At 66.6% G+C, this 19151-nt stretch carries 17 protein-coding genes; 4 read left to right on the top strand and 13 right to left on the bottom strand.

The features are described from left to right. A complete protein-coding gene (locus tag AC1DGD_RS16975; RefSeq protein ID WP_476857597.1) occupies window positions 1-1761 on the bottom strand; it encodes a zinc ribbon domain-containing protein in 1761 nt (586 codons plus the stop codon). 293 nt (window positions 1762-2054) lie between these two features. Between AC1DGD_RS16975 and AC1DGD_RS16970 the strand changes: the two genes are divergently transcribed. After that, window positions 2055-3512 (top strand): MFS transporter, encoded by a 1458-nt coding sequence (locus tag AC1DGD_RS16970; protein ID WP_476857596.1) that lies wholly within the window; start codon window positions 2055-2057, stop codon window positions 3510-3512. A gap of 40 nt (window positions 3513-3552) precedes the next feature. Here the strand turns inward: AC1DGD_RS16970 and AC1DGD_RS16965 are convergent, their stop codons facing one another. The 10 genes from AC1DGD_RS16965 to AC1DGD_RS16920 form a co-directional block, all read right to left on the bottom strand. After that, entirely contained in the window at window positions 3553-4158 is a 606-nt protein-coding gene (locus AC1DGD_RS16965; RefSeq protein WP_476857595.1) for a hypothetical protein, read from the bottom strand. Further along, on the bottom strand, window positions 4155-4550 hold the full coding sequence (locus AC1DGD_RS16960; RefSeq protein WP_476857594.1) for a PEP-utilizing enzyme: 396 nt from the start codon (window positions 4548-4550) through the stop codon (window positions 4155-4157). Before AC1DGD_RS16960 ends, AC1DGD_RS16965 begins: the two co-directional genes overlap by 4 nt. A gap of 1 nt (window position 4551) precedes the next feature. Beyond that, window positions 4552-4965 carry a hypothetical protein gene (locus AC1DGD_RS16955; RefSeq protein WP_476857593.1) on the bottom strand — a complete coding sequence of 138 codons (414 nt, stop codon included), beginning with the start codon at window positions 4963-4965 and terminating at the stop codon, window positions 4552-4554. A gap of 187 nt (window positions 4966-5152) precedes the next feature. After that, window positions 5153-6862, bottom strand: a complete 1710-nt coding sequence (locus AC1DGD_RS16950; protein ID WP_476857592.1) for a phospholipase C — start codon at window positions 6860-6862, stop codon at window positions 5153-5155. Between the two features lie 81 nt (window positions 6863-6943). After that, window positions 6944-7951: a DUF6454 family protein gene (locus AC1DGD_RS16945; RefSeq protein ID WP_476857591.1), complete on the bottom strand. Its 1008-nt coding sequence runs from the start codon at window positions 7949-7951 to the stop codon at window positions 6944-6946. Window positions 7952-8125: 174 nt separating this feature from the next. After that, the gene (locus AC1DGD_RS16940; RefSeq protein ID WP_476857590.1) at window positions 8126-9673 is read right to left on the bottom strand and encodes a glycoside hydrolase family 32 protein; all 1548 of its coding nucleotides are present in this window, start codon (window positions 9671-9673) and stop codon (window positions 8126-8128) included. Window positions 9674-9709: 36 nt separating this feature from the next. Further along, window positions 9710-10597 carry a carbohydrate ABC transporter permease gene (locus AC1DGD_RS16935; RefSeq protein ID WP_439954127.1) on the bottom strand — a complete coding sequence of 296 codons (888 nt, stop codon included), beginning with the start codon at window positions 10595-10597 and terminating at the stop codon, window positions 9710-9712. Window position 10598: 1 nt separating this feature from the next. Further along, window positions 10599-11558 (bottom strand): carbohydrate ABC transporter permease, encoded by a 960-nt coding sequence (locus AC1DGD_RS16930; RefSeq protein ID WP_476849686.1) that lies wholly within the window; start codon window positions 11556-11558, stop codon window positions 10599-10601. A 79-nt stretch (window positions 11559-11637) separates the two neighbouring features. Next, window positions 11638-12933, bottom strand: coding sequence for a sugar ABC transporter substrate-binding protein (locus AC1DGD_RS16925; protein ID WP_476857589.1), 1296 nt, complete (start codon window positions 12931-12933; stop codon window positions 11638-11640). Between the two features lie 143 nt (window positions 12934-13076). Beyond that, entirely contained in the window at window positions 13077-14099 is a 1023-nt protein-coding gene (locus AC1DGD_RS16920) for a LacI family DNA-binding transcriptional regulator (RefSeq protein ID WP_476857588.1), read from the bottom strand. 226 nt (window positions 14100-14325) lie between these two features. On the opposite strand from AC1DGD_RS16920, the gene AC1DGD_RS16915 reads away from it, so the two are divergent. Genes AC1DGD_RS16915 through AC1DGD_RS16905 form a run of 3 tightly spaced genes read left to right on the top strand, consistent with a single transcriptional unit; the run spans window position 14326 to window position 17890 of the window. After that, the gene (locus tag AC1DGD_RS16915; protein ID WP_476857587.1) at window positions 14326-15102 is read left to right on the top strand and encodes an electron transfer flavoprotein subunit beta/FixA family protein; all 777 of its coding nucleotides are present in this window, start codon (window positions 14326-14328) and stop codon (window positions 15100-15102) included. Between the two features lie 11 nt (window positions 15103-15113). Further along, entirely contained in the window at window positions 15114-16100 is a 987-nt protein-coding gene (locus tag AC1DGD_RS16910) for an electron transfer flavoprotein subunit alpha/FixB family protein (protein ID WP_476857586.1), read from the top strand. Between the two features lie 2 nt (window positions 16101-16102). Next, window positions 16103-17890, top strand: coding sequence for a cytochrome b/b6 domain-containing protein (locus AC1DGD_RS16905; RefSeq protein ID WP_476857585.1), 1788 nt, complete (start codon window positions 16103-16105; stop codon window positions 17888-17890). A gap of 16 nt (window positions 17891-17906) precedes the next feature. Here AC1DGD_RS16905 and AC1DGD_RS16900 read toward each other — a convergent pair whose 3' ends face one another. Both AC1DGD_RS16900 and AC1DGD_RS16895 read right to left on the bottom strand, forming a co-directional pair. Next, the gene (locus AC1DGD_RS16900) at window positions 17907-18575 is read right to left on the bottom strand and encodes an alpha/beta fold hydrolase (RefSeq protein ID WP_476857584.1); all 669 of its coding nucleotides are present in this window, start codon (window positions 18573-18575) and stop codon (window positions 17907-17909) included. A gap of 102 nt (window positions 18576-18677) precedes the next feature. Next, a partial coding sequence (locus tag AC1DGD_RS16895; RefSeq protein ID WP_476857583.1) for a TetR family transcriptional regulator occupies window positions 18678-19151 on the bottom strand: 474 nt, incomplete at its 5' end.

Genomic DNA, 19151 nt, shown 5'->3' with positions numbered 1-19151 from the left:
TCACCCGACCGGGTAACCGCAGCTGGAGCAGAACCGCGCTCCGGGGCGCACTGATCTGCCGCACTGGGAACAAAACGTCCTGCCCTGTCTCTCCGCGGAGCGGGGTGCCAGCGGTCCGGCCGTGCGGGTTTCGCCACCATTCAGGCCCGTATTTACGTCCCCGGTCGCCCCCGAAGCCGGCTGACCTCGCCCGCCAGATGCCGGAGATTGCGAGGGAGGAGAACTCTTGTGCCCGGCTGCTTCGGTGCGCACGGGGCCCGTCCCGCCGTGTCCGGCCTGCTGTCGCAGGACCTGATCTTCATCAGCGCGCGCAGCCCGGGTCATTGCGGTCTGGCTATCGCCGGTTTGGGGTTTCAGAGGGGCAACAGGTCTCCCTTCGGCACCCTTTGAGCTTGAACGGTCAGCGGGGCGAGGCGGGGCCCCGCGGACGCCCCGAGCGGCTGACGCCCTGCCGCGACGCAGGACCAGTACGGCCAGGATTCCGGCCAGGAGCAGGAATCCGGCGAAGCCGGGCAGGAGGGCAGCCTGCAGGGGGCCGTCCTTGCCAGCGTCTGCGGCGGCGGTCGCCTGGTCTCCCATCGGGTGCTCGCTACTCATCTTTCGGGCCTGCTCAAGATAACTTGTCGCCAAGGCGGAATCGAAGTAGGTCAAGGACTCTTCGAGTGCGCTCTCGGCCGATCCGCCCATGCCCGATGAGAGGTGATCGATGCCCCGCCGGAATACAGCATCGAACTTCGATGGGGAGGCCTCAACGCCCGCCGCGGCCATAGCTGCTTGAATGGACGCGGCCGGCACCAGAGTGCCCTGGCCGTCTGGCTGGCGGGGCCCCATCAGGCCGAGGACCTGGCCGGTTGCCCCGTCCAGCACGGGGCCGCCGGACACGCCGGCTTCGAGTGGCCCGGCAAGGTCCTGACTAGAGCGGATTCGGCCCGCGGCGGTGTCCACCGCCACCGGAAACTGCGCCGGTCCCGCCTTAGGGCTCGGATCCTCGGTGAAGCCGACCAGTACGGGATTCGCACCTGGTGCTGCGGCCGGCGCGGCCAGCGTGGCTGTCGGCGCGCCACCGCCGCCACTGATCCTGAGCAACGCGATGTCCTTGGGCCCGGTCGGGTGGTTGAGCAGCTCGGCCATGACGGTCGCAGGCTCCGCCGTGTAAGTGTGCACCCGGTACTGGGGGACGCGAAAGACGATACAGTGCTCCACCTGGTCGTAGCAGTGCTGCAGGTGCGCCGCCCAGTATCGATCAGGCGTCGAGCCTCGCCGCAGCGGATTCCCGCCGTTTCCAACGATCGGCACTCCGATCACTTTGGCGAAGAGCTCGTTCGCGCTGTAAGCGGCCACAGCGCCCTCGTCGACGGCAAGATTCTCCCAAGTGGTCGCCACAATCCCGTCTGCTGAAACGACCACGCCGGTAGCGGAACCGAGCGGCACTGTGGACCGGCCACGGGAGATCACCACCTCGCCTGTGCTGTGGTCAATATGGGCGATCTCCGCGATGGCAAGGAGGTCGATTCGCACGAGAGCAGCCTTGGACCCCTCGGCATCGCTCTTCAATGTGGCGGATGGAGTAGGCATAGGACTGGCCGCCGATGTCAGCGTCAGTGCAGCGGCGACGCCGACGAGAAAGACCAGGAAGCCGGAAATGCGCCTGTGCATCATCCAAAGCTTTGCCATGAACAGATACATGACGACGGCCATGCCCGTGTCGCGAGACGTGAGGCGGGAACAGAAGACGGTGGCGGCAATTCGCTTTTGGTTCATGGCGGATCCTCTGGTCGAATATGAGACCGTCACGCGGATACGCCTGTGGGTTTGATCAGCCCGTCCCCCGCCATAATGCTAAGCCTTCTGATCATTTGTGTCATCGGAGTTCTTCGGAATAGTTCACAGATCAGGAAGCCGCGGTGGAACGCCATTTGAAGGGACAAGCCGGTCAATCTCCCGTCTGCCCGGGCTGCAAGATCCTGGACCGGGACTAATTTGTCGAACGGGGAAGTTATGTTGTCGGGGCCGTAACCGGTTCACGCACCGCGCTTCGGGCGCCGATGGGAGTGATGCACGTGACCACCATGCCTGCCGAGGGAGTCGGTTTCCGCTCCAAACGCGGACCCGTCCTCATCGCCCTGATGCTCTCCACCGGCCTGGTGGCGATCGACGCGACCGTGGTGGCGACAGCCGTGCCCGCGATCGTGCACGACATAGGCGGGTTCACGTCGTTCCCGTGGCTGTTCTCCGCCTATCTGCTGGCGCAGGCCGTGTCCGTCCCGGTCTACGCGAAGCTCTCGGACACCATCGGCCGCAAGCCGATCATGCTGATCGGAATCGGCCTGTTCCTGCTCGGCTCGATCCTGTGCGGAGTCGCCTGGAGCATGCCGGTCCTCATCGCCTTCCGCGTGGTACAGGGCCTGGGCGCGGGCGCAGTCCAGCCGATGGCCATCACCATCGCCGGCGATATCTACACCCTCGCCGAGCGGGCAAAGGTGCAGGGCTACCTGGCGAGCGTGTGGGCGGTCTCCTCAGTGGTGGGTCCGACGCTCGGGGGAGTGTTTGCCTCACTCGGCATCTGGCGCGGCATTTTCCTTGTAAACATCCCGCTGTGCCTGGTGGCCGGATGGATGCTGGTCCGGTCCTTCCACGAGAACATCGAGCCCGTAAAGCACCGGGTCGACTATCTCGGCGCGGGGCTGCTCACCGTGTCGCTCACCCTGCTCATTCTCGGGGCCCTCGAGGGCGGCCAGGCCTGGGCCTGGGACTCCGCTATCAGCGACGCAGTGTTCGCCGGCGGTGCCCTCCTGTTCGTCGCGTTTATCCTCGTCGAACGGAGGGCGGCGGAGCCGGTGCTGCCGCCGTGGGTGGTTTCCCGGCGGCTGCTGGCGACGACGGCGATGGTCGCCTTCGGTGTCGGAGCGGTCATGCTGGGCATCACTTCGTACGTTCCCACGTTCCTCGTGGGAGCCCTCTCGACCTCCCCGATCGTGGCCGGACTCGCCCTGGCAGCGCTGACCATCGGCTGGCCGATCAGTGCCTCCCAATCGGGCCGCCTGTACCTGCGCATCGGGTTCCGGAACACTGCCCTGATCGGCATCACGGTCACCGTCATCGGCACAGCAGTCCTGGCCGTCACGGCCTCCGTCCCCAACGTTGCGCTGGTCGCCGTCAGCTGCTTCATCGTCGGGCTCGGACTCGGCCTGGTCGCGACCCCAACCCTGATCGCCGCCCAGACGAGCGTCGAATGGAACGAGCGCGGCGTGGTCACGGGCACCAACCTTTTCGCCCGATCCATCGGCAGCTCCATCGGCGTCGCCGTCTTCGGTGCGATAGCGAACGCTGTCTACGCCGGCACCCCGCACGGCGACACGGATCCCCACACCATCGTGGCGGCCTCGTCCGCCGTGTTCCTGGCCGTCATGATCGCCGCCGTCCTCACCGTCATCGCCGTGCTCGGCATGCCCGCCACCAAACCCGTCACACAGGTCCAAGCCGCCGCGCGCGGGTCATCCAGCACCGGTTGACCGCGGTTCCGCTGTCACTTTTGGGGTCGTGCTGGGGCGTTCATCGCCGGATGCCGAGGGTGGCGATGAGATCTTCGTGCAATTCGAACCAGATGAGGTGGAAGGAGTCGCGGTCTGTGGCGGTGAGCCACGCCGGCTCCGTGGCTGCGTTTTCCACTGCCAGCTCGAGGCGTTCCGCGTATCCGCTGAACCGCGGCAACACAGCGGTCAGGCGGACTTCCAGATCGCTCAAGGACGCCAATGCCTGGGTGAAGGTTTGCTGTGTTGGCTCGTCGATCCCATCGTTGGACTGACTTCCCTCGGCGAGCCAGCGGAGTTGGAGTTTGCTGCAGGCGGCCACGACTCCTGCGTTCAGCGGTGCAAACTTCGCGTGCACGGCGGTGACTGCTGCCTGGCCGCCCACGCTGTCCAGCTCCTCGGCCAGGAGCCGTTCGTTTTCAGTCCTGCCGGCCACGGTCAGGGACCAGCCCCGGTTTCCGCCGAATGAGGAGCGCGACGCCCACCCGTTCGCGCCGGCGTCAATGAGGAGCCGTTCGACGTCGTGCGGATCCTGGCCAAACCGGGCGGCAACTGACTCAGTGTCAGCGAAGCCGAGCAGCCTCAAGGCGTGGAGGGTGAGCAGCATGGATGGCTGCTGCGGGCTCATGGACCCGCTCCGGGACCTGCTGGTTTCGCGTGGACGGTTCCGTGGGTTCCGTCGACCACGAGCGTCGTTCCGTCCGTGATGCGGGTCAGCGCGCCGGTTACCCCCAGAACGGCGGGGATGCCCTGTTCGCGGGCCACGATGGCGGCGTGCGAGAGCATCCCGCCCGTTTCTGTGATGACGGCAGCGGCGATCCCGAACAGTGGCGTCCAGGCGGGGTCAGTGGTGCGGCAGACCAAAACGTCGCCGGGGGCCACCGCGGAGAATTCGTCGACGCTGTGAACTGTCCGGGCCGTCCCGCAGGCGGTGCCCGGGCTGGCGCCGATGCCGGTGAGAACCGCGCCGGCGGGATCGCGGCCTTCCCTTCCGGCACTGACCTGAGGAGTGAATTCCACGTCAGCCCACCACACCCGTCTCGGGCCTGCCGGACAGCCGATCCAGTCTCTGCTGCGCGGCCTGCGCCGAGCGGAGCCCAAGGCTCTGGGCAATCTGGGGCCAGGTCAGCCCCTCGGCCCGCGCCAGGAACAGGAGTGCCGTTTCCAGGCCATCCATCTCTGCCCGCGCGGCTGACACAAGGGTGAGGGCGGCCCGCACATCCAGCCCATCCACGGCCTCCCCGCGGCCGGTCCCGTTGGACCTCCACAGGACGTGCCGGATGAGGTCACTCGCTGAAGGGGGTTGCCGCTCACCCAGCCAGGGCCGGGGCGGCAGTTCGGAAGCGCCCCGGTCCAGCAACATCCGTGTGGCCTGGCTTTGGCGCTGAGCCTCCGCAGCGTCGCCGCCTTGACGGGTCCCGTCGGTCTCGTTCATTCCAGACTCCATTTTCCCGTCGGCTCGGCGTCGCTCAACACCACCAGCTTCTGACATCAACATCCTGTTGTCAACAAACTGTTGATGCTTCGGGGGGAGGACGAGTCGTTGAGGCAGCGCGGACAGGAACGCCACCCGGCCAACTGCCGGGTGGCGTTTCCGTCCAGGACCGTGCTGTTGCAGGTGTTTACTTTCCGGAGTTGTTGTGGGAGTTGTTGTTGCCGTGTTCGGTGGAGGCGACGGCGCCGGTCTGTTCGTTGAGCAGGACCTGGTCGTTGCGCTGTCTGCCGAAGTTGAACATGGCGTTCACCGACCCGGCGGTGGCGTCGGCGGAGGCGTCGCCGATCCGGCCGGTGTGCCAGTTGTCCTCGATGAAGCGCAGGATCGACGCCTGGTCGGTCTGGGTGTGGTCCACAAAGTTCTTCTTCGCGTAGGGGGAAATGACTACCAGCGGCTGGCGCGGGCCGGGGCCGCAGCGGTCAGCGTAGCCGCCGACCATCGGGACGCCGCTGGCTGCGGCGTGCTGGCACCAGGCGTCGTCGTCGGCGGTGTTGGAGGAGTTCTTTGCCTTGGCGGCGACGTGGTCGTACCAGCCGTCCGAGTCGTCGTAGGCAAGCACCACGGCAGTGTTGTCCCAGTTCCGGGATTTCTGGATCTGGTTCACGGTGCTGGTGATGAAGTTCTGCTCGTCGATCGGGTCAGAGTAGGCGGCGTGGCCGTCCTGGAACATTCCCGCTTTCAGGAACGACACGGCGGGCATGTTGTCGGTGTTGACCACCTTGTTGAACGCGGTGAGGTCGTACTGGTGGTTCGCCTGTCCGTTGTGGCCGATTTCCGCGTCGGACGCCGGTGCCAGGTGGTGCGGGTTGGCGGTGGAGGCGTAGTACTGGAACGGCTGGTGGTGAGGGGAGTAGTCAACAACGCTGGCGCCGGCGGCGTTCGTGTGGCTGGACAGGCACGACGCCGGGGAGTCCGCGGTCGCGGCGGTGGTCGGCGTGAAACCACCCTGGAACCAGCCCCAGGACGTGCCCTTGGCGTTGAGCAGGTCGCCGATGTTCCTGCCGCTCATGCCGGCCAGGTTTCCGGTTTTGGCGTGGCTGCTGTTCGAGCAGTCGTCGTGGACCGGGTCCGGGTCGTTGATGACGGTGCCGACGCCGTTCGCATCCGGCAGGCTGACGGCACTGCTGCCGGCCGCCGGGGTGGCCACAGGTTGTCCTGCGGCGGTGTACGCGGTGGCCCCGTGGGTCTGGCCGGATACCAGATTCAGCGCCCCGGGTGTGGAGGGTCCGAAGACAGTGCTGAAGTGGTTGTCGCTCATGGAGTAGTTCTGGGCGTAGTTCCAGATGCCGGTGACGGTGTTGCCGTCGTAGTAGTCCATGGTGAGGCCGGGGCGGCCGTACTGGTTGGTGCCGCAGGCGTCGCGGCTGGTGAACTCGACGAACTTGTCCATCGCCCCGCCGTTGTATGCCTTCTGCTCGGCGGTGTATCCGTGGTCCTGGTCGCAGGTGACGGCCTGCGCCGGCGAGAGCCGGGCAGGCTGCGCAGAGTTGGGGTTGTTCGGTGCCAGGAGGCCGGCGGTGGCCAGAGTGTTGATGTCCTTGGGGGTGTTTTTGGCGGCGGCGAAGGAGGCCGTCGCGGTGCCGGTGCCCTGCTGGGTTTCACCCGGGAGATTGGCGGCCTTGGGGTAGGTGGCGAAGTAGTGGTCGAAGGAAACGTTCTCCTGGAAGATCACCACCACGTGCTTGATTGGCGTCGCGGTACCGTTGTGGTTTTCACCGGCGGAGGCCGGACCTGCGCCGATACCGAACATTCCGGCTGTCAGTGCCGAGGCGGCCAGGGCTGCCGCGCCCGTGGCGGCGACCCGCTTCCGGGTGAATCGTTGTGCTGGATGAGGCATGGGGGTAGCCAATCGTTGGTGTTCAGGGATGCCGGCGGCTGATGGCAGGCATTCGTATGCTGCTTGGGTGACCGGCCCGCGTTACTTGGCCGGCGTGACGGTGGCCTCGTAGGTGAGGATTTCGGTGCCGTTGCCTTCCTCGCCGTTGTCGGGGGCCACCTTCATGGTGAGGTGCCCGCCGTCGGCCGTCATTTTGAACGGGTTGCGCGTGGCCACATGGCCTGCGGTGGACCACTGCTGGAAGGGGACATCGCGGATTACGCTGCGGGATTTGAGGTCGATCATCGCCATGCCGCCGAGTTCGTAGGTGGCGCCGGTGCCGCCGGCCGCCGGGGTCTGCGGGAGGTTGGTGATCCCGCTGCAGAGCATCCGGGAGTTGGCCACGTACTGGCAGTCCTGGTAGTCGATGAAGTAGTTCGGGTTCTGCCAGGTCGAGAGCTGCCTGCCCTGCAGATCCCATTCGGCGAAGCGGCGCGAGCCCCAGGTGTTGCCGACCAGGTGGCCGGTCTGCTTGTCCATCACGATGCCGCCGAAGTGGTCCTTCACCTCGAACTGCTTGTGCACTTCCAGGGTGGTCGCGTCGACTCGGTAGATGATGGCGCTGCTGTCCGGCCGGTACTGGGCCACGGGGATCCAGACGTTGGTGCCGTCGAAGTCGATGCCGCCGGGGTGGTACATGTCGCCCTCTCCCAGGACGATGTCCTTTTGCAGGGCGCCGGACTTGTCCATGACGAACAGGTGGCCGACGCCCTTGCCGGGGGTGCGGTCGAAGCCGTTTTGCGGGGTCGGGAACTTCACGGTCGGTTCGATGATCTGAACGGCCGAGAGGAAGATGTGGTCCTGGCTGTAGGCGATTCCCTCCGTGTGGTACGTCGGGAAATTCAGCTTCAGCTTCGACGTCTGCTGCCAGTTCGTGTTCCGGTCAACGCCGTTGAAGGCGTCGGCCAGGGCCGTGTTCCTGTCACCGTGGTTGCCGGCGCCGGTGGGATTGTCTGCGGCCTGGGCGGCCGCGGTGATGCTGATTGCGGACGCGGCCAGGACGATTGCTGCGGCGGCCGTGAGGATGCCTCGGGTGTGAGTCGTGCTCATTCGGGAGCCTCTCAAAGGTTGGATCTCAACAAGAGATCGCAACGTTACTTCCCGGTAATTAATCCCCGATACGGGCAGGTGAACGGCAGATGGCCGGCAGCGGTCCGGCGGACCGGCTTCGTTTCGACACGGATCTGCCCCCCGCCGTCGCTGGCTTTGGGCCCTTTCAGCCGCTCAGGCGAGGACGGCGAGGCCCGCCAGGGTGCCGCCCTCGCCTTCGGCCAGCAGCCCGACGGCGGTGCCGGAGTTCGCGGGAAAGACCAGATCGGTGATGGTGGCCAGGCCGTCCTGCGCGAAGACCTCGACCGAGCAGCGGTCCAGGAAGACCCGGAGCCTTAGCCGGCCGTCCTCCAAGGACACGGCAACGCGCTCCACCGACGGGAACGACTCGTGGAACCCCACGTTGCCGGATTCGGTCCGGTCCAGGCTGAGCTCCGCCGTGCGGCAGTCGTAGGCCAGGACAGTGCGCGCTCCGGCTCCGGCTCCGGGCCCGGACCTGGAGCCGGATTCCCCGCCCGTTGCGCCGCCGGCCCGGAGCACCAGACCCACCCTGCCGGCGGCGCCGGGCTCGAAGTCCGCATCGATGCGCAGCACATCACCGCAGGCCCCGGCCGGAAGCCAGGTCACCCCGTCCGCCAACGGCTGCCGGTCCAGCGCGAACACCTCGGTACCGTGGGTGTGGAACGGGTCCACCGCCTCCTGCACCAGCACCGGGCGGCCGCCGCGGCACACCAGCCTGACCTCGCGGACCAGGGACATCGCGCTGCGCCAGCCGTCCGAGGGCGTTGAGGCGGCGTACTGCCAGTTGTTCATCCAGCCGATCATGAGCCGCCGTCCGTCCGGGACGTTGCTGAACGACACGGCCGCGTAGTAGTCCCGGCCCCAGTCGAGCCACCCGTAGTCGGCCATCCGGCTGTCGTCGGCCTGCACGCCGTCGGTGACGGTGGTTTCGGAACGGAACGTCACGCCGTCGAAGGTTCCGATGAAGTACTGGCCGCCCGATCCGCCGGCGATGCCGCCGGGGCTCAGGTTGACCACCAGGACCCACCGGGTGTTGGACGCGTCGCCGTCCACCGGCAGTTCGAACAGGTCCGGGCATTCCCACACCCCTTCCGTGGCGTTCGCCGGGCCGAAGGCGCTCAGGTACTCCCAGGCCAACAGGTCAGCCGACTTGTAAAGGACCACCTCGTGGTGGACCGCCTCGACGGCGACCATCACCCAGTAGCTGCCGGCGGCGCCGTCGTGCCAAAAGACCTTGGGGTCGCGGAAGTCCGCGGAGGCGCGGTCCAGTACCGGGTTCCCGGCGTACTTGGTCCAGGTGGCGCCGTCGTCCGTGCTGAAGGCGAGGGACTGAGCCTGCCGTCCGGCTAGCGGTGAGGCGGGCGAGTACGCGCTGGTGTAGATGGCCACGAGCGGGGGCACGCCTCCGACGCCGAAGCCGCTGGTGTTGTGGACATCGACCACCGCGGAGCCGGAAAAGATGGCCTCCTGCTCATCGCATGCGATGGCCACGGGTTGTTCGTCCCAGTGCTGCAGGTCTGTGGAGGTGGCGTGGCCCCAGGACATGTTGCCCCACTCCTCGCCGTGCGGGTTGTGCTGGTAGAAGAGGTGGTAGATGCCGTTGGCGTAGACCAGCCCGTTGGGGTCGTTGAGCCAGTTGCGCTCCGCTGAGTAGTGCCACTTTGGCCGGTACTGGCAGTCGAGTTCTGTGAGTGTTTTCATGAGGGTTCTTTGCAGGCTTTCGCGTGAGGAGGCTGGTCAGCCCTTGACGCCGCTGGAGGCGATGCTGTTGATGAAGGATCGCTGGAACGCGATGAAAAGGACCACCACGGGAATGGTGATGAGGGACGCGTAAGCCATCACCTCGCCCCAGGAGACGTTGAGCTGGAAGAAGTACTGGATGCCGATCATCACCGGGCGGAGTTCCTCGGACTGGACCACCATGAGCGGCCACAGGTAGGAGTTCCAGGCGGGCAGGAAGGTCAGGATGGCCACGGTGGCGGTCGCCGGTCCCGCGAGCGGCATCACCACCTTGCGGTAGATGGTGAACCAGCCCGCGCCGTCGATCCGGGCAGCCTCGTCCAGTTCCTTCGGGATGGACTCGAAGTACTGGTGGAACAGGTAGATGGAGAACGCGTTGGCGATGAACGGGATGATCTGGACCTGGTAGGTGTCCAGCCAGCCCTTCGAGATCTCGAGGCTGAACCCGTTGAGCTCAAAGTACGGCAGCTGGTTGACCCACCACACCAGCGGCAGCGCCAGCGTCTGGAAGGGCACGATGAGGGTGGCGAGGATCGCGGTGAACACCACGCGCTTGCCGCGGACCTCCATCCGGGACAGGGCAAACGCGCATAGGCTGTTGATGAAGATGCCTAGCACCACCGTGACCGCGGAAATGCCGATGGAGTTCATCAGGAAGCGGGCGGCCGGCACCCGGTCGAACACGGCCGCGTAGTTGTCCAGCGAAATGTTGCCGACCGGCAGGAACGCCGCCACCGAGGACATGTCGCCGAAGATCTGCTGGTCCGGCTTGAGCGAGGACACCATCATGAACACGATGGGGAAGGCGGCGACGGCGGCGAACAGGAGGCGGACCGCCGTGGTCGCGGCATTGCCGAGACCCTTGGAAATGAGTGTCTGTTTCACGTCAGTCCTTCTCTCGGGTCAGGTAGCGCTGCACTGCGGAGATCAGCAGGACGAGCACGAAGAACACGAGCGAGATGGCCGAGGCGTAGGAGGTCTCCTGCTGCTTGAAGCCGGAGCGCACCGCCTCGTAGATGATGGTGGTGGTGGAATCGAGGGGCCCGCCCTGGGTCATGACGCTGACCTGGTCGAAGAGCCCGAGCGCCTGGATGGTGATGGTCACCAGGACCAGGGTGCGGGTGTGGGTGAGGCCGGGCCAGGTCACGAAGCGGAACTGGTGCCAGCGGCTGGCCCCGTCGAGTTGGGCGGCCTCGTAGAGTTCCCCGGAAATGCTTTGCAGGCCTGCGAGCCAGATGATCATGTGGAAGCCTGCGGCCTGCCAGATGGACAGGGCAATGATGGCCGGCATGGCGGTGGCGGGATCGTTGAGCCAGTCCGGGCCGTTGATGAGGCCGAAACTGGCCGCCGACAGCAACTCATTGATCAGGCCGTCCTTGCGGTACATGAACATCCACAGCAGGGACACCACCACCATGGACGTCACCACGGGAAGGAAGTAGATGGTGCGGAAGAAGTTCACGCCGCGGAACTTCTTGTTGATCAGGAGGGCCATCGCCAGGGCGAGTCCGGACTGGACGGGCACCACCACGACGGCGAAGTAGCTGACGTTCAGCAGTGAGCGCCAGAACACGGGATCCGCGAAGAGCCGCGCGAAGTTGTCCGTGCCGACAAACTCGACGGGCCGCGGGGAAACAAGCCTGGCGTTCGTAAATGCCAGGCCGAAGCCCAGGATCGCCGGGAGAAAGACGAAGGCGAGCAGGAGGACCGCGGCCGGGGCGATCATGCCCCACCCGCTGATCTGTTCGCGAAGGTGGCGCGGCCGGCGACGCGGTTTGCTGGGCGGTGCGGCCGGGGCCGGGTCCGCCAGACGGCGGCCGGGGGAGGGGAGTTGGGTGGTTGTCATGGTTTTCTCCGTCGACAGTCAGGGCCGGGGGTACTTTCGACGGCGGTTGCGCACCGCCGTCGTACCGTTCGGCAGCCGGCTAGTTCTTGTAGCCGCCGTTGGACTTGATATTGGCGTCGATGGCCTTGACCGACTTGTCCAGCGCCGTCTTGGGGTCGGCGCCGGCGAGGATGTCCTGAACCGCCTTGCCGTATTCGGTGGCGATGAAGGGATAGGCCGGGGTCTCGGGACGCATCACCGCGTAGTTGCGGGAAAGTTCCATGAAGATCCGGTTTGTGCCGCCTTTGGCGAACGCGGGGATCAGGGCAGCGGCCTCGTCGGTGGCCGGGATGGTGCCCGTTGCCTTCGCCACCGCGGCCAGGTTTTCCGGTTTCAGCGAGTAGGAGAGGTAGTCCATGGCTGCCGCGGAGTTGGTGCAGCCGCTGGTCACGCCCCACTGCCAGGAGGCGCCGCCGATCTTGGGGCCGTTCCCGAGGTCCACGGACGGCATGACCACGAGGTCCTTACCTACCGCTGCGCGTGCCTTGTCCGCGGCCCAGGAGCCGGTGTAGAGAAGGCCGCTCTTGTTGTTGAGGAAGTCCTGGGTGGAGTCCTTGCCGCTCTTCTTCGCCATGAAGCCCTGGTCGGCAAGGCCGCGGAACCACTGGGCCCATTCGACGGCCTTGTCGCCATTGAGGACGCCGTCTGCCGACTGGAATCCGTCGCGGTTAATCAGGTCCCCACCGAAGGACTGCAGGAACGGGGAGTAGGCGTAGGGCAGCCATTCGCCGGTTCCGGCGGTACCCATGTCCAGTGGGTATTCCCACTTGCCCAGGGCCTTGAGCTTGGTCAGGGCGTCCTGGAATTCGTCCTTGGTCCACGGCTTCTCGACCGTGGCGACGCGGACACCGGCTGCCTTGAGGTCGGAGGCACGTGCGAGCATCGCCAGTGCGACGTCGTAGGTGCCAACGGCGTAGGTCTCGCCCTCCCATTTGGCCACCGTGCTCGGCAGGTTCTTGGAAACATCCGCGTCGAGTTTCAGGGGTGTCAGGTACTTCGCCCAGGCCCAGTTGGGAACATTGGGGCCATCGATGTCAACAATGCAGGGGAGCTTTCCGGCGGCCGCGGCCGAGACCACGGAGTCGTTGTAGGAGTCCTGCGGGAACGCCTGGACCTTGATCTTGGCCTTGGCACCGGCGCTCTTGTTGTAGGAATCGACGATGTTTTCAACCGCCTTGAGTTCTTCGGCGTTGCCCGCGTTGTGGGTCCACATGGTGATCTCATTGGAGCCGGCGGACGGGGCAGAGGCGCTGCCCTTGCCGCAGGCGCCCAGGGAGCCGACAAGTGCCGCCGCAGCTACACTGGTGGCGAGGATCCGGGTGAATCGCTTGTTCATGATGGTCAATCTTTCTGCTGAATTTGGGCGTGGGAGATTGCCCCGGGTCCTTCGGGACGCGGCCGGTGCAACGGCTGCGTCCCTTCTTATTGCGGTCCCCGGGCGGCGGAGCAGTGGAACGGTGTGGTGATGCCGGCAATCGGCTAACTTGGCGGCGGCCCGAGCGACCCCCGCTCAATCAGGGGGCAGTCCAGTTGCGTCTGGACTGCGGGTGTGCCGGGATTTTCGATGTCGTCCAGGATTCGGTGGACCGCCCAACTGCCCATTTCGTAGTGGGGAAGGGCGACGGTGGTGAGCCCCGGCCAAAGGGCGTCCGCGATGATTTCGAGATTGTCGATTCCCACAATGGACACGTCCTCCGGAATGCGCAGCCCCAATGCGGTGGCCGCCTGGTAGGCGCCCATTGCAACCCTGTCACTGAAGCAGAACAGGGCTGTGGGGCGGTCGGGCTGACCGAGCAGGCCCAGGGCGGCCTCGCGGCCTCCCGTGGTTTCGGGCTGGCCGATCACGAGGTGGCGGGGGTCGTGCTGCAGGCCGTGCCGCCGGAGAGCGTTGAGGAAGCCCTCCCTGCGGCCGTGAGTGGCGGGGATGTCGTCGATGTTGTTGATCATCCCGATCCGGGTGTGGCCCGCCTGGATGATTGCTTCAACGGCCGTCTCGGCGGCGCCCACCTCGTCGGGGATAACCGAGGAAATGGACTTGTCGTCAGTGATGGAATCCAGCAGCACGGTGGGAAGTCCCTCCAGTTCCGCGGGGACCTGCACGCTTTGGTGGTACATCCTGGCGTAGACCACGCCGTCCACCTGGTGCTGCCGCAGCATATTGATTTCACGGTTTTCCAGCTCGCTGTCCAGGCCCGAATTGACCACCATCACCACGTAGCCGCGGTCGTAGGCGGCGTCCTGCGCCCCGCGGATCATGGCCCCGGCAAAGGGGGTGGTGGTGATTTCGTCGCTGACCAGGCCAAGGATCTGGGAGCGCTGGTTGCGCAGTCCGCTGGCCATCTTGTTCGGGGCGTACCCAAGATCCCTGGCCACGTCCCGGACGAGTTGCTGCGTCGCTGCCTTCACCCGGAAGCTCGTGGCGTCGTTCAGGGCATGCGACACCGTGGTGACGGAGACCCCGGCGGCCTTGGCCACGTCGCGTATTCCCACTCTTGTCGTCATTGACTTCCCTTTGCAAAACGTTTTGTATCTGGTGTGAGACACGTTACACAAAACGTTTTGCAGTTGTCAACGGGACGTCCGGCTTTACCTTGATCCCGGTCCCATGGCGAGGCACTTCACGTCACGACACGGGCTCTGTCAGCCGGAAAGGGCACTAGTTTCGTAGACTCGATGGGTTCGACAGTGTCTCCTCTCCAGGGACAAGCCGCCACAGGAAGAGCCATCGATGAAGATTATCGTCCTAGTAAAGGAGGTCCCCGACACGTACGGGGACCGAAAACTGAACCTTGAAACCGGCCTCGCCGATCGAGGAGTCAGCGAGGCAGTCATTGATGAGATCGGTGAGCGGGCCCTGGAGCTGGCACTGACGCACGCCGATGCGAACGAGGGCACTGAGGTCGCGATTCTTTCCCTCGCCCCCGAAGGTGCGACGGCAACCATCCGCAAGGGGCTTGCGATGGGCGCGGGAAGCGCCACCCACGTCTCTGACGAGGCGCTCCGGGGTGCGGATCTTGGACTTACCGCTGAAACCCTCGCCGCAGCGATCCGCCGCATGGGATTTGACCTGGTGATCACCGGCAACGTCTCCACTGACGGATCCGGCGGCATGATTCCCGCGATGCTTGCAGAATTGCTTGACGTGCCGCATGCCACCGGCCTCAGCTCCGTCGAGATCAGCGACGGTGCGGTGTCGGGCTCCAGGGCCGTTGACTCCGGCGTGCAGAAGGTCTCAGCCAACCTGCCCGCGGTGATCTCCATTACCGAGGCACTTCCCGAGGCGCGCTTCCCGAACTTCAAGGGCATTATGGCCGCGAAGAAGAAGCCCCTTGAGGTCCTGACCCTCGCGGACCTCGGGGTCACGGCCGACAATCCGGAGGCGGCGCGTTCGATCATGCTGACCGTTGCGGAGAGGCCCCCGCGCGCGGCGGGCGTGAAGATCATCGACGAGGGTGATGCCGGCGAGAAGCTCGCTGAGTTCCTGATCGAAAACCGACTGGCCTAAGGATCAACGACATGACTGAATTCCCTCGTGACGCAATCCTCGTCGTCGTAGAAGCCCGGGCATCCGGTGAACTCGAGAAGGCCGCGGCCGGGCTCTTCGGTGCCGCCGCTGCCGTTGGCACTCCGATTGCATTGGTACTTGCCTCACCCGGCGCCGGGAGCGCCGCCGCCGCCGAGGAGGCCGCGGCCCTTGGTGCCGCCCGCGCACTCATCGCGGAGACCCCGGATCCTTCCGCGCTTGGGGTGCCGGGCGTTGACGCGCTTGCAGCCGCCGTGGAGCAGGTGCAGCCGGACGCCATCCTGATTTCGCATTCCCTGAACGGGCGCGACCTCGCCGGACGTTACGCTGCCCGTTCGCGTGCGGCGATTTCCGCCGATGCGGTCGGTGTGTCCCGTGATGACGAGGGCGTCGTGGCACAGCACTCCGTCTACGGCGGCGCCTACAACGTGACGTCGACGTCCACGTTTGGGGCACCGGTGATTACGGTCCGCCAGGGCTCCATCGAGGCGCGGGCGGCGGCTCAGCCGCAAGAGTCCGAGACCTTGGCCGTGACAAGCTCCGCGAAACCGGCCGCGCGGATCGACTCCTTCGAGGAGGCGCCTGCTGCCACTTCGCGGCCGGAGCTGCGTGGTGCCGCGAAGGTTGTCGCCGGTGGCCGCGGCCTCGGCTCGGAAGAACAGTTCGCACTCGTTGGACAGCTCGCCGATACCCTCGGTGCCGCCGTTGGTGCGTCGCGCGCCGCGGTGGATGCCGGCTACGTCCCGACGTCGCATCAGGTCGGCCAGACCGGGGTTTCCGTGTCACCACAGCTGTATGTCGCGCTGGGCATTTCCGGCGCGATCCAGCACCGGGCCGGCATGCAGACCGCGAAGATGATCGTCGCCATCAACAAGGACGGGGACGCGCCGATCTTCGAGGTCGCGGACTACGGTGTGGTCGGCGACGTCTTCAAGGTTGTTCCCCAGCTCATTAGCGCACTTGAGGCCCGGAAGAAGTAGCGATGGCAACTCTGTCTCGGTCCATCCGGCGGGGCCTGCCGCGCGTCGAAGGTGGCGAACCCTGGCCTCCAGCAGGCCAGGCGCCCGCACACATTGCCACGGCAGAAGCGGCCGATCTGCCGGCGTCAGTTTCCGCGGTGGAATCGGCCGCGGCCGCCGCGCCCTCCGCCCCGGCTGCTGTCCAGGAAACGGCGCCGGGTGCGGCGCTGTCCGCGCCGGTCCCGGCGGTGATTCCAGGCTCCGCGGTGGCGCGGCAGCTTCGCCGCGGCCTGCCGCGCGTGCCGGGCGGTGAACCTTGGCCGCCAGCGGGAGAAGCTCCGGTACCGGTGGCGGCTCTGTCCGGGGCTCCGGCCATCGGCGCCACGGCGGCATCTGCCGTAGATGTGGCCGCAGATGCTGCCGTGGCTGTTGCTGCCCAGGAAGCAGCGGTGCCGGCGGCGGCGGCGGCTGCAGCTGCTCCGGCAGCCGCGCCTGCCACACGGATGACCGGAACCGCCTCGCTGCGTCGCGGGCTTCCCCGTRTCCCCGGTGGCGAGCCGTGGCCGCCGGCTGGGCTTGCTCCGGCGGCCGCTGCCGCCCCTGCGGTGCAGACACATCCCGAACGCGTTGCCGACGCTGTCCCTGCCCCGGCTGCCAGCGTGGTGAAGGCCGACGTCGAGACGGAGCCCTCGGCGTCGAGTGCACCCGCACCCGCACCGGCGGCCACCACCGTCCCGGCACCCGCGGCGCAGTCCGCCGTCACCGCCCCGGCACCGGTGGCACAGCCCGCCGCCGTCGCGGCACCCGCGGCCACGACCGCCCTAGCGCCCGCGGCACGGCCCGCCGCCCCGGCACCTGCGGCACGGCCCGCCGCCGTCGAAAAGCCCGTGAAGCCCAAGGCCGAGGCAAGGCTCTACGGCTCACGTACCCTGGGCCAGTGGATCAAGCTCGTCGTGCTCTTCGGCGTCGGCGGAGTGGCCGCCGCAGCGATTCTTGTGCTCGCCGCGCGCGGCGTGACGACGCTGCCGGGCGTGCCCGAGTTCCTTGAGAGATACCCCGGCGCTTATGACCTGCCCGATACGGTGGAGCCCGGCTTCCCGTGGTGGGCACAGTGGGCGCACTTCCTGAACATCTTCCTGATGGTGCTCATCATTCGCTCCGGCTATCAGGTACGCACGCAGCAGAAGCCGCCGGCGTACTGGACGCCGAAGCGCGGTGGCAAGAAGATCAGCATCAACCTGTGGCTGCACCAGTCGCTCGACATTTTGTGGCTGGCCAACGGGCTCATCTTTGTGGTGCTGCTGTTTGCCTCGGGCCGCTGGATGAGGATCGTGCCGAGCAGTTGGGAGGCCGTCCCGAACGCGCTCTCCGCGCTCCTGCAGTACATGACACTCGACTGGCCCGTTGAGACCGGCTGGGTGAACTACAACAGCCTGCAGCAGATCATGTACTTCGTGGTGGTCTTCATCGCGGCCCCCGTCGCTGCGATCACGGGTGCGCGCATGAGCGAGTTCTGGCCGAAGAACGCGAAAACGCTGAACAAGGTCTACCCGTTAGAGGTTGCGCGCGCGGTGCACTTCCCGACCATGCTGTTTTTCGTGCTGTTCATTCTCGTCCACGTGTTCCTCGTGTTCGCGACCGGTGCGCTGCGCAACCTGAACCACATGTTCGGCGGCACCGACGTGGTGAACTGGGTCGGGTTCTGGCTCTTCGCGGCCGCCATCGCCGTCACGGCGGCCGGATGGTACGCCGCCCGCCCGCTGGTGCTCGCGCCCATCGCGAAGCTGTTCGGCCAGGTGAGCAGCCGCTAGGCCGGAATTCCCACGTTCAGCGGCGCAGCAGGTAATCGGCCACACCGTCGGGATTTGCCAGGGCGAGGAGATGGCCGCCGGGCAGGACGTCTGGCTCTATGCCGAGGCGTTCGCGGGCGAGCCGCTGTTGGAAGTCCAGCGGAAAGAAGCGGTCTCCCTCTCCGGCCAGGACGCGGGTCGGGATCCCCGGCCAGGCCGTGAACGTGCAGACCGATTCGAACACCGCCTCTGCTTCGGGGCGTTGATGCGGTTCGCCTTCCGCGGCCACTTCCGGCGGAACGTCGTGCAGGAAATAGGTGTCCGTGTCGAACTCGGCACTGTACCCGTGGGCCTGGGCCGCGCTTTGCTGCGCCGCAGCCCACCCGGTGTTTCCCCACCATGCGCCGGGAGTCTCGCCCGGTACGGGGATCATCGCATTCACCAGGACAAGCCCGGCGACGGGGGCTTTTTCGCACACGAGCGGGGCGGTGAAGCCACCCAGCGACTGCGCAACGAGCACCACGTCCTGGCGTTCACCGACGGCTTCGAGCACCAGGCGCGCGTACTCGGGCAGCCCGGCGCTTTCATCGTCGCCGGGCAGATCGACAGCGACGGCTTCGTGGCCGGCCCCCTGCAGCAGCGGAACGATGCGGCTCCAGTACCAGGCCGCGCCGCCCGCTCCGGGGATCAGGACGAATCTGCTCACCGCAGCACCAGCCAAACCACGACGGCGGGACCCCGGGTCCGGACCGGCAGGCGGCGGCCGTTCGGCCGTCTTCGGTTCGATGCGGATCTCATCTCCCCATTGTCACCCCGCCCGCGTCGACTCCGGCACCCGCAATACCCCCACCGCCGCCACCAGATACGGCACCGGGTCCGGGTCCGTCCCGGCGGCCCACTGCATCCAGGCCTCGAACGTCGCGCCGATCAACGCCGCACACAAATAGCCCGCGACATCCTCGCGGACTCCCGCTGACACCAGGTAGGCCCTGGTCCGCTCCCGCTGCGGCGCCAGGGACTCGTAGCTCCGGCTGGCCAGCTCGGGGTGCTCGGCGATCAGCCGCAGCCGGCCGCGCGTGAGGGCCAGGTCGGGCAGGACAGCAACGCCCGCGACCGCCGCGTCGCGCAGCCCGGCCAGGATGTCGCCGTCGGGACCTTCAACGCGGGCCGAATCCAGTACCAGGCCCGAGGCCTCGACCACCGGTTCCATGCCGCCCCAGACGAGCTCGGCCTTGCTGGAGAAGTACCGGTACAGGCTCTTGCGCCCGATTCCCGCCGCGCG

The sequence above is a fragment of the Arthrobacter sp. 05T45 genome, from assembly GCF_056395875.1.
This window is presented reverse-complemented; position numbering and strand designations above follow the sequence as displayed.